The sequence below is a fragment of the [Clostridium] scindens ATCC 35704 genome (genome assembly GCF_004295125.1).
In the GTDB taxonomy this organism is placed as follows: Bacteria; Bacillota; Clostridia; order Lachnospirales; family Lachnospiraceae; genus Clostridium_AP; species Clostridium_AP scindens.
In genome coordinates this window covers 3,134,324-3,148,766 of record NZ_CP036170.1, presented here as the reverse complement: position 1 = coordinate 3,148,766, position 14,443 = coordinate 3,134,324, and the positions used below count along the sequence as shown (strand labels likewise).

General features: G+C 48.9%; 12 protein-coding genes. 11 read left to right on the top strand and 1 reads right to left on the bottom strand.

All coding sequences use genetic code 11. The features are described from left to right. Positions 1 to 14 precede the first annotated feature (14 nt). The 6 genes from HDCHBGLK_RS16200 to HDCHBGLK_RS16175 all read left to right on the top strand — a co-directional run bounded on the left by HDCHBGLK_RS16200 (position 15) and on the right by HDCHBGLK_RS16175 (position 8,326). Positions 15 to 2,054 carry a DNA topoisomerase gene (locus tag HDCHBGLK_RS16200; RefSeq protein ID WP_004606705.1) on the top strand — a complete coding sequence of 680 codons (2,040 nt, stop codon included), beginning with the start codon at positions 15 to 17 and terminating at the stop codon, positions 2,052 to 2,054. Positions 2,055 to 2,075: 21 nt separating this feature from the next. Then, positions 2,076 to 2,741, top strand: coding sequence for an LbetaH domain-containing protein (locus HDCHBGLK_RS16195; RefSeq protein ID WP_004606706.1), 666 nt, complete (start codon positions 2,076 to 2,078; stop codon positions 2,739 to 2,741). A 32-nt stretch (positions 2,742 to 2,773) separates the two neighbouring features. Next, entirely contained in the window at positions 2,774 to 3,646 is an 873-nt protein-coding gene (locus HDCHBGLK_RS16190) for an NAD(P)-dependent oxidoreductase (protein ID WP_004606707.1), read from the top strand. A 71-nt stretch (positions 3,647 to 3,717) separates the two neighbouring features. Then, complete coding sequence (locus tag HDCHBGLK_RS16185; protein WP_004606708.1) at positions 3,718 to 4,194, top strand: methylglyoxal synthase; 477 nt, start codon at positions 3,718 to 3,720, stop codon at positions 4,192 to 4,194. A gap of 457 nt (positions 4,195 to 4,651) precedes the next feature. Next, positions 4,652 to 6,181: a sodium:solute symporter family transporter gene (locus HDCHBGLK_RS16180; RefSeq protein WP_039909671.1), complete on the top strand. Its 1,530-nt coding sequence runs from the start codon at positions 4,652 to 4,654 to the stop codon at positions 6,179 to 6,181. A 156-nt stretch (positions 6,182 to 6,337) separates the two neighbouring features. Beyond that, on the top strand, positions 6,338 to 8,326 hold the full coding sequence (locus HDCHBGLK_RS16175) for a 2-isopropylmalate synthase (protein ID WP_009249292.1): 1,989 nt from the start codon (positions 6,338 to 6,340) through the stop codon (positions 8,324 to 8,326). Between the two features lie 56 nt (positions 8,327 to 8,382). On the opposite strand, the gene HDCHBGLK_RS16170 is transcribed toward HDCHBGLK_RS16175, so the two are convergent. Then, complete coding sequence (locus HDCHBGLK_RS16170; protein ID WP_004606711.1) at positions 8,383 to 8,646, bottom strand: hypothetical protein; 264 nt, start codon at positions 8,644 to 8,646, stop codon at positions 8,383 to 8,385. Between the two features lie 491 nt (positions 8,647 to 9,137). On the opposite strand from HDCHBGLK_RS16170, the gene HDCHBGLK_RS16165 reads away from it, so the two are divergent. Genes HDCHBGLK_RS16165 through HDCHBGLK_RS16145 form a run of 5 tightly spaced genes read left to right on the top strand, consistent with a single transcriptional unit; the run spans position 9,138 to position 14,414 of the window. Further along, a complete protein-coding gene (locus tag HDCHBGLK_RS16165; RefSeq protein WP_004606713.1) occupies positions 9,138 to 10,577 on the top strand; it encodes an acyl-CoA carboxylase subunit beta in 1,440 nt (479 codons plus the stop codon). Positions 10,578 to 10,591: 14 nt separating this feature from the next. Then, positions 10,592 to 11,368 carry an OadG family transporter subunit gene (locus HDCHBGLK_RS16160; protein WP_039909659.1) on the top strand — a complete coding sequence of 259 codons (777 nt, stop codon included), beginning with the start codon at positions 10,592 to 10,594 and terminating at the stop codon, positions 11,366 to 11,368. Positions 11,369 to 11,390: 22 nt separating this feature from the next. After that, entirely contained in the window at positions 11,391 to 11,768 is a 378-nt protein-coding gene (locus HDCHBGLK_RS16155; protein WP_004606715.1) for a biotin/lipoyl-containing protein, read from the top strand. Between the two features lie 45 nt (positions 11,769 to 11,813). After that, positions 11,814 to 12,968: a sodium ion-translocating decarboxylase subunit beta gene (locus HDCHBGLK_RS16150; RefSeq protein ID WP_004606716.1), complete on the top strand. Its 1,155-nt coding sequence runs from the start codon at positions 11,814 to 11,816 to the stop codon at positions 12,966 to 12,968. A 30-nt stretch (positions 12,969 to 12,998) separates the two neighbouring features. Then, the gene (locus HDCHBGLK_RS16145) at positions 12,999 to 14,414 is read left to right on the top strand and encodes an oxaloacetate decarboxylase subunit alpha (RefSeq protein ID WP_004606717.1); all 1,416 of its coding nucleotides are present in this window, start codon (positions 12,999 to 13,001) and stop codon (positions 14,412 to 14,414) included. The last annotated feature ends 29 nt before the right edge of the window (positions 14,415 to 14,443 follow it).

Sequence of the window (14,443 nt, the reverse complement as noted above, 5' to 3'; positions counted from 1 at the left end):
GTTAGATTATATTTATGGGGAAATCACTTTATATTGCTGAGAAACCCAGTGTGGCACAGGAATTTGCCAAGGCACTGAAGATAAAGACAAGAAGAGCAGACGGATACCTGGAGTCAGAGGAAGCCATCATTACCTGGTGCGTAGGGCATCTGGTAACGATGAGCTATCCGGAAGAATATGATGCAAATCTGAAAAGGTGGAGTTTGGAGACTCTGCCTTTTATACCGGAGGAATTCAAATATGAAGTGATTCCGGCAGTGTCCAAGCAGTTTCGGATCGTTGCCGGACTTTTAAACAGGGAAGACGTGGACACCATCTACGTGTGCACCGACTCGGGACGAGAGGGAGAGTATATCTACCGTCTGGTGGAGCAGCAGGCAGGAGTCCATGGTAAAGAGCGAAGGAGAGTCTGGATCGACTCTCAGACCGAGGAGGAGATATTAAGGGGAATCCGGGAGGCAAAAAACCTGGATGAATATGATAATCTTTCAGCTTCCGCATATCTGAGGGCAAAGGAAGATTACCTGATGGGAATTAATTTTTCAAGGCTCCTTACCTTGAAGTATGGGAACAGCATTTCCAATTATCTTCATACCAATTATTCCGTCGTCTCTGTGGGCCGGGTCATGACCTGCGTCCTTGGCATGGTGGTCAGAAGAGAGCGGGAGATCAGAGAATTCGTGGAGACGCCATTCTACCGGGTGATCAGCACGATTGGCGAGACGGGGCAGAGTTTTGAGGGAGAATGGAGGGCCGTAAAGGGATCAAAATGGTTTGAATCGTTTGACCTCTACAAAGAAAACGGCTTTAAAGAACGGGAGAAAGCAGAACAGCTGATCACGTATCTGAGTGATCCGAAGCCCATCCAGTGCCAGATCGTATCCATTGAGAAGAAGAAGGAAAAGAAGAACCCGCCGCTTTTATTTAACCTGGCGGAACTTCAGAATGAATGTTCCAAGCGTTTTAAGATCAGTCCGGACGAGACGCTTCGCATCGTACAGGAATTGTACGAGAAGAAACTGGTCACCTATCCCAGGACGGATGCCAGAGTCTTGTCAACGGCAGTGGCAAAAGAGATCCATAAGAATCTGAATGGGCTTATGAAGTATGGGCCGGCCGTACCGTTCCTTCAGGATATTGTGGCCCTGGGAAGCCACAAGGGCCTTGAAAAGACCAGATATGTCAATGATAAGCAGATTACCGACCATTACGCGATCATTCCTACGGGCCAGGGCATTAATGCCCTGGGCTCTCTGAACCATCTGGCCAGCCAGGTCTATGACGTAGTCGTGAAGCGTTTCCTTTGCATCTTCTATCCTCCGGCCGTCTATCAGAAGGTGGCCATTGTGACCGGGATCAAGGAAGAATCCTTTTTCTCCAATTTTAAGGTGCTGGCAGAAGAAGGATACCTGAAAGTGGCAGGACTTCCCCAGGCAAAGAAAAGCGAAGCGGAGGCAGAAGAGGAAAACGGAGAAAAGGATACGGACACGGCATTTTTTGAGAAAATACAGGCCCTAAAAAAGGGCATGATTCTCCAGGTCCAGTCATTAGATATTAAAGAAGGGAAGACGTCGCCGCCGAAGCGTTACAATTCAGGATCGCTGATTCTGGCAATGGAGAATGCGGGGCAGCTGATCGAGGATGAGGAACTGCGCGCCCAGATCAAAGGAAGCGGCATCGGAACCAGCGCCACCAGAGGCGAGATCTTAAAGAAACTCTTCCATAACAAATATCTTGCCTTGAATAAGAAGACGCAGATTGTGACGCCTACCATGCTGGGAGAGATGATCTTTGACGTGGTGGAGAACTCCATTCGGTCGCTTCTGAACCCGGAACTGACAGCCAGTTGGGAGAAAGGGCTTACATACGTTGCAGAAGGAGAGATCACGCCGGATGAATATATGGAAAAACTCAGGCATTTTATCGTAAGCAGGACCCAGGGGGTCAAGGGCCTGTATAACCAGAGCCAGCTGCGCTCCTGCTACGACAGGACCGCGCAGTTTTACAAGAAGCCGGCGCAGGCAAAGAAGGCAGCAAAGAAAGAATCTAAATAGCAGAGAGGAGACAAAAGCAGCATGAAGGAATTAACAGTAGCCAGCTTGTACACACTTGAGGAAACCATCGCAAAGGACTTGTTTGAAGGGGTAGAGTATCCCTGGGAGGTGCTTCCGAAGATCAGCAGCTTCATCCTGGAACTGGGGGCCGCCCTGCCGGAAGATGAATACGACAAGGTGGGAGAAGATGTGTGGATCGCCAAGTCAGCCAAGGTATTTGAGTCTGCATATATCCATGGCCCGGCAATCATCGGCAAGGACGCGGAAGTCAGGCATTGCGCTTTTATCCGTGGAAATGCCATTGTCGGCGAAGGCGCCGTTGTGGGAAATTCTACAGAACTTAAGAATGTGGTCCTGTTCAATAAGGTGCAGGTTCCCCATTATAATTATGTAGGAGATTCCATTCTGGGATATAAGGCCCATATGGGCGCAGGCTCCATCACATCCAATGTAAAATCAGACAAGAAACTGGTAGTTCTAAAGACTCCGGATGGAAATATCGAGACGGGAATCAAGAAATTCGGAGCTATGCTGGGGGATGAGGTGGAAGTCGGATGCGGAACCGTCCTCAATCCGGGAAGCGTGGTCGGGAAGTGCACCAATATCTATCCGCTTTCCAGCGTAAGAGGCTACGTTCCGGCCGGGAGCATATACAAGAAGCAGGGAGAAGTAGTGGAGAAGATATAAGATAAGCGTCCTTTCGGACAGGAGGATATCAGATGAAGAAAATAGGATTTATCGGCGTAGGCATTATGGGCAAGTCTATGGTGAGAAATTTGATGAAGGCAGGCTTTGAACTGCATATCTATGCCCGCACCAAGTCAAAGGTGGAAGATGTAATCAGCGAAGGGGCAGCCTTTCATGAATCGATCAGCGAATGTGTTAAAGATTGCGAGGCAGTGATTACCATAGTCGGATTCCCGAAAGATGTGGAAGAAGTCTATTTTGACGAAGGCAATATCTTAGACAGCGCGAGGGAAGGGACCTACCTGATTGATATGACGACCACCAGCCCGATGCTGGCGCAGAAGATATATGAAGCAGGGACGAAAAAGGGATTCCATGTGCTGGATGCCCCGGTAACCGGCGGGGATACCGGAGCAAAGGCCGGAACCTTGTCCATATTGGCAGGCGGCCGGAGGGAAGATTACGAAGCCTGCCGGCCCTTATTTGAGGCAATGGGCACGAATATCAACTATCAAGGAGAGGCGGGCTGCGGCCAACATGCCAAACTTGCCAATCAGATCATGATTGCGGGAACCCTTTCCGGCGTGTGCGAGGCTATTACCTATGCAAAAGCCAAGGGGCTGGATCTTCCAACCGTCCTTAGATCCGTCTCTACAGGGGCGGCGGGAAGCAAGCAGCTGGATATCTTCGGACCGAAGATACTGGCTGAGGATTATGCGCCAGGCTTCTTCATGAAGCATTTTATCAAAGATATGAAGCTGGCTCTTACAGAAGCCAATATGAGCGAGTTAAGCCTGGATGTATTAAGCCAGGTGCTGGCCAACTATGAAGAACTGGAGGCAGAAGGCTACGGGGATCTGGGCACCCAGGCCCTGATGAAATACTATGAGGAATCCCAGGCCTAAGAGGCGCTGTTCTTGTAATGCCCGGGAAAGTATAGTAAGATAGAGACGTACACGATGAAAGGAGTGATAACATGTTAGAAGATAATTATGTAACATTTGAAATAGGCAAAGCAAAGCATATTGCACTGGTAGCCCACGATGGCAAGAAAAAGGAACTGGTAGACTGGTGCGACAAGAATAAGGATGTGCTAAAAAGCCACTTTCTGTGCGGAACCGGCACCACGGCCAGACTGATCGCGGAGAGGACAGGCCTCCCGGTCAAAGGATACAACAGCGGCCCGCTGGGCGGCGACCAGCAGATTGGCGCCAAGATCGTGGAAGGCCAGATTGACTTCATGATCTTCCTGTGGGATCCTCTTGAGGCCCAGCCTCACGACCCGGATGTCAAGGCTCTGCTTAGAATCGCAGTCGTATATGACATCCCGATTGCCAACAACCTGGCTACCGCGGACTTTATGCTGAATTCCAAGTTTATGAATGATACTTACAGCCGCAGGGTGGAGAATTTCAATAAGACGATCCAGGAGCGGGTGGAGAAGATGAAGTAATATTTTGGCGATTGAATTGGGGGAGACGGTAGATGGACGGTCTTAGGAGGGTGCACCCCGGCCTGCCTTCGACTCTCTTCGCCAGAACTTTGTAATTTCAAATACAGCCTAAATATAGAAACCGAGTCTATTCGATAGGAAATTTTGATTATTTCCCATCTCAGAGGCTCTTGGGGATTTTGCCTGATGCAAAATCCCCATTCTATATTTGGGCTGTATTTTCAGTAACAAAGTTCAAGGCTTGTTCGACGAAAATAGGCCGGGGTGCATCCTCCTAAGACCTGACCTCTACAGCCTCCAGGAAATTCAATTGGAGGAAATCTGAGGAGAATAGTTAATTTGGTATTGACAGGGGGGATTGGGGTGTGGTATTCTAAGTAGGCATTAAACTTTAGTGCTTTAAAGCGCAACGGTTTAAAGCGGCGAATAGACTGGAATGAAAGGTGAGGGAAAGATTATGGGTATTAAGTTGATGCTGCTGATTGTATTTTTTGTTGTTATGGTGGCGGTAGGGCTTTATTCAAGGAAGCATGCAAGAAGCGTAGACGGATTCGTGCTGGGAGGGCGTTCTGTTGGGCCGTGGCTCACAGCATTTGCTTATGGTACTTCATATTTCTCTGCGGTTGTGTTTGTCGGATATGCCGGACAGTTTGGATGGAAGTATGGCTTGGCATCTACCTGGATTGGGATTGGGAATGCCGTGCTGGGGAGTCTGCTGGCGTGGGTCGTGCTGGGGCGCCGTACTAAGGTTATGAGCCAGCACCTGAAGTCTAAGACGATGCCGGACTTCTTTGGTGAAAGATATGGAAGCAAGGCGCTTAAAATTATGGCGTCCGCCATCGTATTCGTGTTCCTGGTGCCTTACACGGCATCTATCTATAACGGGCTCTCCAGATTGTTTGAGATGGCCTTTGACATACCTTATACATACTGCGTAGTAGTAATGGCCGTATTTACAGGGATTTATGTAATTCTTGGAGGATACATGGCAACGGCGATCAACGATTTTATACAAGGAATCATTATGCTGATTGGCATTGTGGCTGTGATTGCCGCCGTGCTTAGCGGGCAGGGAGGCTTCATCGATGCGGTAAGGAAGATGGCGGAACTTCCCAGCGATGTTCCGGTCACCATGGGACAGCCGGGCGCATTTACTTCTTTTTTCGGACCAGATCCTCTGAACCTGCTGGGCGTGGTGATACTTACTTCCCTGGGTACCTGGGGACTTCCTCAGATGATCGGGAAATTCTATGCCATTAAGGACGAGAAGGCGATCAATACAGGAACGGTGATCTCGACTCTATTTGCCTGTGTGGTTGCCGGTGGAAGTTACTTTCTGGGAGGATTTGGACGCCTGTTTGACGGCAAGGCGATCTATGATGAGACAGGGAATGTGGTGTTTGACAGGATTATCCCACATATGCTGTCATCCCTGCCGGATATTCTGATCGGCATCGTCGTGGTGCTGGTGCTGTCGGCTTCGATGTCCACGCTGGCATCCCTGGTACTGACGTCCAGCTCTACGCTTACGCTGGACTTCCTGAAGGATAATGTGATCAAGGATATAAGCGAGAAGAAGCAAGTGCGGACCATGCAGGTGCTGATCGTATTCTTCATTGTGGTTTCCGTAGTGATCGCATTGGATCCGCCAACCTTTATCGCCCAGCTGATGGGGATCTCATGGGGGGCTTTGGCTGGCGCGTTCCTTGCGCCGTTCCTGTATGGGCTGTACTGGAGGGGTGTGACAAGGGCTGCGGTATGGGCCAGTTTTATTGCCGGCGTAGGCATTACCGTATCCAATATGTTCCTGCACTATATTGCATCCCCAATCAATGCAGGGGCCATCGCTATGATCGCAGGACTGGTGGTAGTGCCGGTGGTCAGCGTAGTAACGCCAAAACTTAAGAAGGATCGGGTAGAGGATATCTTCAGCTGCTACGAGGAGAAGGTAACCATTACAAAGAAACGTTCGCTGGAAGCCAATTAAGCAGCAGAGAAAACGGAATAAAATAGATCAAGGAAAGTGATTAAAAATGTCACTTTCCTTTTTCTTATTCATATGTTAGGATAAGGGGGTATTAAAAAACGACAATAAAATTGATGATTATTATTCAAAATAATGATAGAAGGAGAGGAAAATCACATGAAAAATTATCAGAAGTATGAGAAATCGTATTTTATGCCTCCGGTTGCTACTTACGATTGGGCAAGGAAGGACTCTATAGAGAAGCCGCCGATCTGGTGCAGCGTAGACTTGCGGGATGGCAACCAGGCTTTGATAGAGCCAATGAGTTTGGAAGAAAAATTGGAGTTTTTCCAGCTGCTGGTGGATATCGGATTTAAGGAGATCGAGGTGGGATTCCCGGCTGCATCCGAGACGGAGTACCAGTTTATGCGTACGTTGATTGAAAAGAACATGATACCGGATGATGTGACGGTACAGGTACTTACGCAGGCGAGAGAGCATATTATCAAGAAAACCTTTGAAGCGGTCAAGGGAGCGCCCCATGCGGTCATCCATTTATATAACTCCACGTCCGTAGCTCAGAGAGAGCAGGTATTTAAAAAGAGCAAAGAAGAGATTAAGAAGATCGCGGTGGACGGCGCAAAACTGCTGCTGGAACTTGCATCCGAGACGGATGGGAACTTCACCTTCCAGTACAGCCCGGAGAGTTTTCCGGGTACGGAAGTCGACTATGCGGTGGATGTCTGCAATGCGGTGCTGGATGTATGGAAGCCTACGGCAGATAATAAGGCGATCATCAATATTCCGACGACGGTCGAGAATGCGATGCCGCATGTGTTTGCCTGCCAGCTGGAATATGTGGATAAGAATCTGAATTACCGCGACAACGTGATTCTCTGCCTGCATCCGCATAATGACAGGGGCTGCGGCGTCGCGACTGCGGAACTTGGTATTCTGGCAGGAGCGGACCGGATCGAAGGGACCTTGTTCGGCAACGGCGAACGGACCGGAAACGTGGATATCGTAACGCTGGCTCTTAATATGTATTCCCACGGCGTGGATCCCGGACTCGATTTCTCGGATATGAAACGCATCCGGGAGACCTATGAACGGCTGACCCGCATGCATGTATATGAACGGCAGCCTTATGCGGGAGACTTGGTATTTACCGCATTCTCCGGCTCCCACCAGGATGCCATCGCCAAGGGAATGGCATGGAGAGAGGATAAGCGGCGTGACAAATGGACGGTTCCGTATCTTCCGATCGATCCGCAGGATGTGGGGAGAAAATACGATTCCGACGTCATCCGTATTAATAGCCAGTCTGGAAAAGGCGGCGTGAACTACATCCTGAAGCAGAGCCATGGAATCAATCTCCCGCAGCAGATGCGCGAGGAGGTAGGATATCTTGTAAAAGATGTATCCGACAAGGCGCATAAGGAACTTGCCCCAGAATGGGTATACCAGATATTCTCTGATAATTACATTAATACAAAGCCGGTGTTCCATATTGATGAATGTCACTTCCAGCAGCTGGATGGCATTACGGCGGAAGTTACGATCAACCATGGAGGGGAGAGCAGAGCCATTACTGCCATGGGAAATGGACGCCTGGACGCAGTAAGCAACGCCATCAAGCAGTACTTTAATATCAGTTATGAACTGACATTCTACGAGGAACACTCCTTGACAAAAGGCTCTTCCTCCAAGGCAGTGGCCTATGTGGGCATTATCTGCAAAGGCAAGACCTTCTGGGGAGTAGGAATAGATGCCGATATCATTCGGGCATCTATTGAAGCGCTGATCGTGGCGGTGAATAAGATCGAGGAGATTGGAAATGCAGATGCCTGCAAGGATGCGAGAATGATTGAGATCATGAACTATATCCAGGCAAATTATATTGACATTACCCTGGATGACCTTGCGGAGAAGTTCTTCCTGTCAAAGCCATATCTGTCAAAATACATCAAGGAAAAATCAGGAATGACATTTGGCGAATTGGTAAAGAAGATCCGGATGAAGAAGGCGAAAGCGTTGTTAAAGAGCAGCAACATGACGGTAGAAAATATCGCGCTGTCCGTGGGCTACCAGAACGTGGAACATTTTAACCGCCTGTTTAAGAAAGCATACAATATGACTCCTATGCAGTTTCGAAACCAGAAATAGCGAAAATAAAAAGGCCGCTTAACGGCCTTTTTTCTGTGTAGTCAATGGATAACGCTTTATTCTGCCTTAGCCAGCTGATCGAGCCTGCCGCTTAATAGCCAGAGGATGATTCCCATCACAATGACGATGGCAGCCACGATCCCATATCCGATCTGGAAGGGAACGGTCTTAAGGTACGCATAGAGCTTCGGATAGATCAGCGTCGCGAAAAATACGGCAATTGGCCAGAATCCGAGAAGCGCGCCTATGACTTTGGCCGGCGCCAGCATGGTGATAAAGGAATTCCCAAGTGGCGAGAATACCATCTCACCGATGGACATCAGAAGGGATACCAGAACGATCCACAGAAGGGAGCACTGGCCTAAGTGAAGGCCACGAAGAGTGCAGCCACAAGGGAGGCATCTGCATCTGTAAGTCCCAGGCCGCCTCCAGCGGCATTGGTGGCAATCTAGATTGCCAGGAGATATTTGACTGTATAGAACGCGCAGCGTTCGAATGTAAAGCCTATGGCACATACGTAGATGCCAAGGGGCCGTTTCTTTTTGCTAACTGCAGTTTCCATTATTATCCTCCAAATCTGTAAGTGTTTTTGTGGGTCTAATATATTTGGGGATAAAGGAGGGCTATATATACGGTTCTGACGAAAAGTTGTGGAGAAAGAGGAACGTCAATTTTTTAACAAAAAATAAGCAATAACTATTGCAGTTTCTTATAAAAATAGATATAATATAATTGGCAAAAATTTGGTTTTACTTTTAAAATATTTGGTAAAAACCTATTTAAAATATGTAAGAAAATGGAGGGCTAGACTATGGGCAACATGGCAACAGAAAATGCAGCAGGCGCAAGAATCAGTTCTTTGCTTGATGCAGGCAGCTTTGTTGAGATCGGCGGGGCAGTAACTGCCAGAAATACTGATTTCAACATGCAACAAAAAGAAACTCCGGCTGACGGCGTAATAACCGGCTATGGAGTGATTGATGGGAATTTGGTGTATGTGTACAGCCAGGATGCATCCGTATTAGGCGGTGCGATCGGCGAGATGCATGCTAAGAAGATTGCGAATATCTACGATATGGCAATGAAGATGGGTGCGCCAGTGATAGGCCTTGTTGATTGTGCCGGCTTAAGGCTCCAGGAAGCAACGGATGCGCTGGATGCTTTTGGAAGCCTCTATCTGAAGCAGGCCATGGCTTCAGGCGTGATTCCGCAGATTACAGCGATTTTTGGAACCTGTGGAGGAGGACTCTCTGTTATTCCGGCACTGACGGATTTTACGTTCATGGAAAAAGACGCAGGAAAGTTATTCGTGAATTCGCCCAATGCGATTCCTGGCAATACGGCTGCTAAACTGGACACGTCTTCCGCAGAATTCCAGAGCGAGAAGTCTGGCCTTGTAGATGATATCGGATCAGAGGAAGAGATTCTTGAGAGTATCCGCTCCCTGGTCTGCATGCTGCCATGTAATAATGAAGAAGATGCTTCTTATGATGAATGCGCGGATGACTTGAACCGTGTCTGCGAAGGAATCGAGAATGCAGCTGAGGATACGGCTATTGCCTTGACACAGATATCCGACTGCCAGATCTTCTTTGAGGCAAAGAAGCACTATGCAAAAGATATGGTTACCGGCTTCATCCGTCTGAACGGCATGACGGTAGGCGCGGTGGCAAACCGTTCAAAAGTATATAACGAAGAGGCAGAAGTCGTAGAAGAGTTTGACGGATCCCTGTCCGCGAAAGGAGCAGAAAAGGCTGCTGACTTTATTACATTCTGCGATGCCTTCAATATTCCCGTACTTACTCTTACCAACGTGTCTGGATTCAAGGCAGGCAAATACGAAGAAAAGCACCTGGCCAAAGATACGGCAAGACTTGCGTACGCGTTTGCCAATGCGACAGTTCCAAAGGTAAATGTCATCATCGGAAAATCCTATGGAAGCGCCTATGTAGCCATGAATAGCAAATCTATTGGAGCGGATATGGTATATGCATGGCCGAATGCCGAGATTGGCATGATGGAAGCCGCTCTTGCGGCCAAGATCATGTACGCTGATTCCGATTCAGACACGATTAAGGAAAAAGCGGCAGAATATAAAGAATTGCAGTCAAGCCCATTATCTGCAGCAAGAAGAGGATATGTGGATACCATCATCGAGCCGGCGGATACGAGAAAATATGTAATCGGAGCATTCGAGATGTTGTTCACAAAAAGAGAAGACCGTCCGATGAAAAAGCATGGTACGGTTTAGAGAGGTGAGGCAAAGTGAGGAAAAAAATTAGCTTATTACTCTGTGTACTTGCAGCGATGCTCTGCTTTACCGCATGCGGAAGCAGCAAAGAGGCGGTTGAATATGATGAAGCCAGCATGGAACAAGTGACAGAATTCTTGATTGAATATTGCTCCAATGCCGATGATGCCATGATGGAGCAGTGGAGCGACATGTCTGAGTTCAACATGAACCTGCAGCTGACGCAGGCAGGCCTTCCGATCGAGCCGGGGAGTTTTATCTCCGCTATGGATGCATGGAAGGCTGCTGTGAAGGAATGCGGCAATTATGTGAGCCATGGCGACTATACCTATGAAGCTTCCGGCAAGGAAGTAAAGGTATCGACAGAGGCAGAGTTCAAAGACCGTGACGCAATGATCACGTTTATATTTGACGATAGGCTGTATCTGGACAGCATGACCGTCGATGCCGAATATACGACAGGCGAGATATTGGAAAAAGCGGGACTTAATACGGTGCTTGGAATGGGAACAGTGTTTGTGGTATTGATTTTCATTTCACTGATTATCTCCTTATTCAGATTTATCCCTGCGATTGAAAATGCATTCAAGAAGAAGCCTGCAGCGGAAGTTAAGAAGGAAAGCATTCCGGCAGCTGACGCGGCCGTACCGGAAGTCCAGGTTTCTGAAACAGATGATACAGAGTTGATTGCGGTAATTTCAGCGGCGATCGCAGCGGCGGAAGGCACCAGCACGGATGGATTTATTGTGCGCAGCATCAGACGCCGTCCATCGAATAAATGGAATTCATAAAGCAAACAGGAGGATTAGAAAGATGAAAAACTATACAATCACAGTAAATGGCAACGTATACGACGTAACAGTAGAAGAAAACGCAGCGGGAGCAGCACCAGCAGCTCCAAGAGCGGCAGCGCCTGCAGCGGCTCCTAAGGCAGCTCCGGCGGCTCCAAAAGCGGCGGCGCCAGCGGCAGGGGCAGGCTCCATCCAGGTAAAGGCAGGAGCAGCCGGCAAAGTATTCAAGTTGGAAGCAAGCGTTGGACAGAGCGTAAAGAAGGGCGACGCAGTCGTAATTATTGAAGCAATGAAAATGGAAATCCCAGTTGTGGCACCGGAAGACGGAACAGTAGCAAGTATTGACGTAGCTGTAGGAGATGCAGTAGAATCAGGCGCGATATTGGCTACTTTAAACTAGGACATAGTCTGGCTATGTCTATCTAACACGACTGGAGGTTAAAAAATGGAATATATAACAACGACATTAGGAAACCTCGTGCATCAGACAGCATTTTTCAGTCTTACATGGGGCAATGTAATTATGATTGCGGTTGCATGCTTTTTCCTATACCTGGCAATCAGACATGGGTTTGAACCTCTGCTCCTGGTACCGATCGCGTTTGGTATGCTGCTCGTTAATATCTATCCGGATATTATGCTGCATGCGGAAGATGCAGCCAACGGAACCGGCGGACTTCTCTACTACTTCTATCTTCTGGATGAGTGGTCGATCCTTCCGTCCTTGATCTTCCTTGGCGTAGGCGCTATGACAGACTTCGGGCCTCTGATTGCGAATCCTAAGAGTTTCCTTCTGGGGGCGGCTGCGCAGTTTGGAATCTTTGCCGCATACCTTGGAGCTATGGCAATGGGATTCTCAGATAAAGCGGCAGCGGCAATCTCCATCATAGGAGGAGCGGACGGGCCGACATCCATCTTCCTGGCCGGAAAACTTCAGCAGACGGCCATATTAGGGCCGATTGCGGTTGCGGCATATTCTTATATGTCATTGGTACCGATCATTCAGCCGCCGATCATGAAGCTTCTGACGACGGAAAAAGAACGAAAGATAAAGATGGAGCAGTTAAGGCCGGTTTCCAAACTGGAGAGAATCCTCTTCCCGATCATCGTTACGATCGTGGTATGCTCGATCCTTCCTACGACGGCTCCGCTGGTGGGCATGCTGATGCTTGGCAACCTGTTCCGCGAGTCCGGAGTGGTAAGACAGCTTACAGAGACGGCATCCAATGCATTGATGTACATCGTAGTAATCCTGCTGGGAACGTCTGTGGGCGCTACCACGAGCGCGGAGGCATTCCTGAATTGGGATACGCTCAAGATCGTGGCCCTGGGACTTGCGGCCTTCATATTCGGAACAGCTGCCGGGGTATTGTTCGGAAAACTGATGTGTTTCTTTACTCATGGAAAGGTAAACCCGCTGATCGGCTCAGCAGGCGTATCTGCGGTTCCGATGGCAGCCAGGGTATCCCAGAAGGTGGGAGCGGAGGCAGATCCGACCAACTTCCTTCTGATGCATGCGATGGGGCCAAATGTGGCAGGCGTTATCGGCACGGCAGTTGCGGCCGGTACATTCATGGCGATCTTTGGCGTAGGCATATAAATGTAAAGTTGAATATTAGGAGGATATAAAATGGCAGAAATAGAGAAAAAACCGGTAAAGATTACAGAAACCGTCCTGCGTGACGCGCATCAGTCATTGATCGCCACACGTATGACCACTGAGCAGATGCTGCCCATCGTAGAAAAGATGGATAAGGTAGGATATCATGCGGTAGAGTGCTGGGGCGGCGCTACTTTTGACGCATCCCTTCGCTTCCTGAAGGAAGATCCATGGGACAGACTCCGCAAGTTCCGCGACGGATTCAAGAATACGAAGCTGCAGATGCTTTTCCGTGGGCAGAATATTCTGGGCTACCGTCCATACGCGGATGACGTGGTAGAATATTTTGTTCAGAAATCCGTAGCGAACGGAATTGATATCATCCGTATCTTTGACTGTATGAATGATATCCGCAACCTCCAGACTGCGGTCAGCGCGGCCAATAAAGAGAAGGCAGATGCCCAGGTGGCCATGTCCTATACTCTCGGCGACGCTTATACGCTGGAGTACTGGGTTGACCTTGCCAAGAGAATAGAGGATATGGGTGCCAATTCTATCTGTGTAAAAGATATGGCAGGCCTCCTGTGTCCATACCAGGCAACCGAGCTGGTAACAGCGCTTAAGGGAGCGGTGGATATTCCGATCGAGATGCATACCCACTATACGTCAGGCGTAGGGGCAATGACATACATGAAAGCAATCGAGGCGGGCGCAGATATCATCGATACGGCCATGTCTCCATTTGCAATGGGAACGAGCCAGCCGGCAACGGAAGTTATGGTAGAGACCTTCAAGGGAACGCCATACGATACAGGCCTTGATCAGAATCTGCTGTCAGAGATCGCGGACTACTTCCGTCCGATCCGTGATGAGGCGCTGGAAAGCGGCCTTCTGAATCCAAAGAACCTGGGCGTTAATATCAAGACATTACTTTATCAGGTTCCTGGAGGAATGCTCTCCAACCTGACTTCTCAGTTGAAGGAGCAAGGTGCGGAAGACAAGTTCTACGATGTTCTGGAAGAAGTGCCGAGAGTAAGGAAGGACCTGGGCGAGCCGCCGCTTGTTACCCCGTCATCCCAGATCGTCGGAACGCAGGCCGTATTCAATGTGCTGATGGGCGAGAGATATAAGATGGCAACCAAAGAGACAAAAGACGTATTAAGCGGAAAATATGGCGCGACAGCCAAGCCGTTCAATGAAGAGGTCAGAGAGAAGGTACTTGGCAAAGATGCGGAAATCATTACCTGCCGTCCGGCAGACCTGATTCCGGATGAATTAGACACCTTGCGCAAAGAGTGCGAGCAGTGGATCCAGCAGGATGAGGACGTGCTGACCTACGCGCTGTTCCCGCAGGTGGCGACAGACTTCTTTAAATACAGAGAAGCACAGCAGACAAAAGTGGATCAGACCATAGCGGATACGAAGAATGGCAGCTATCCGGTTTAGACAAGCGTAAAGCCGGGCCCGGGAGATAG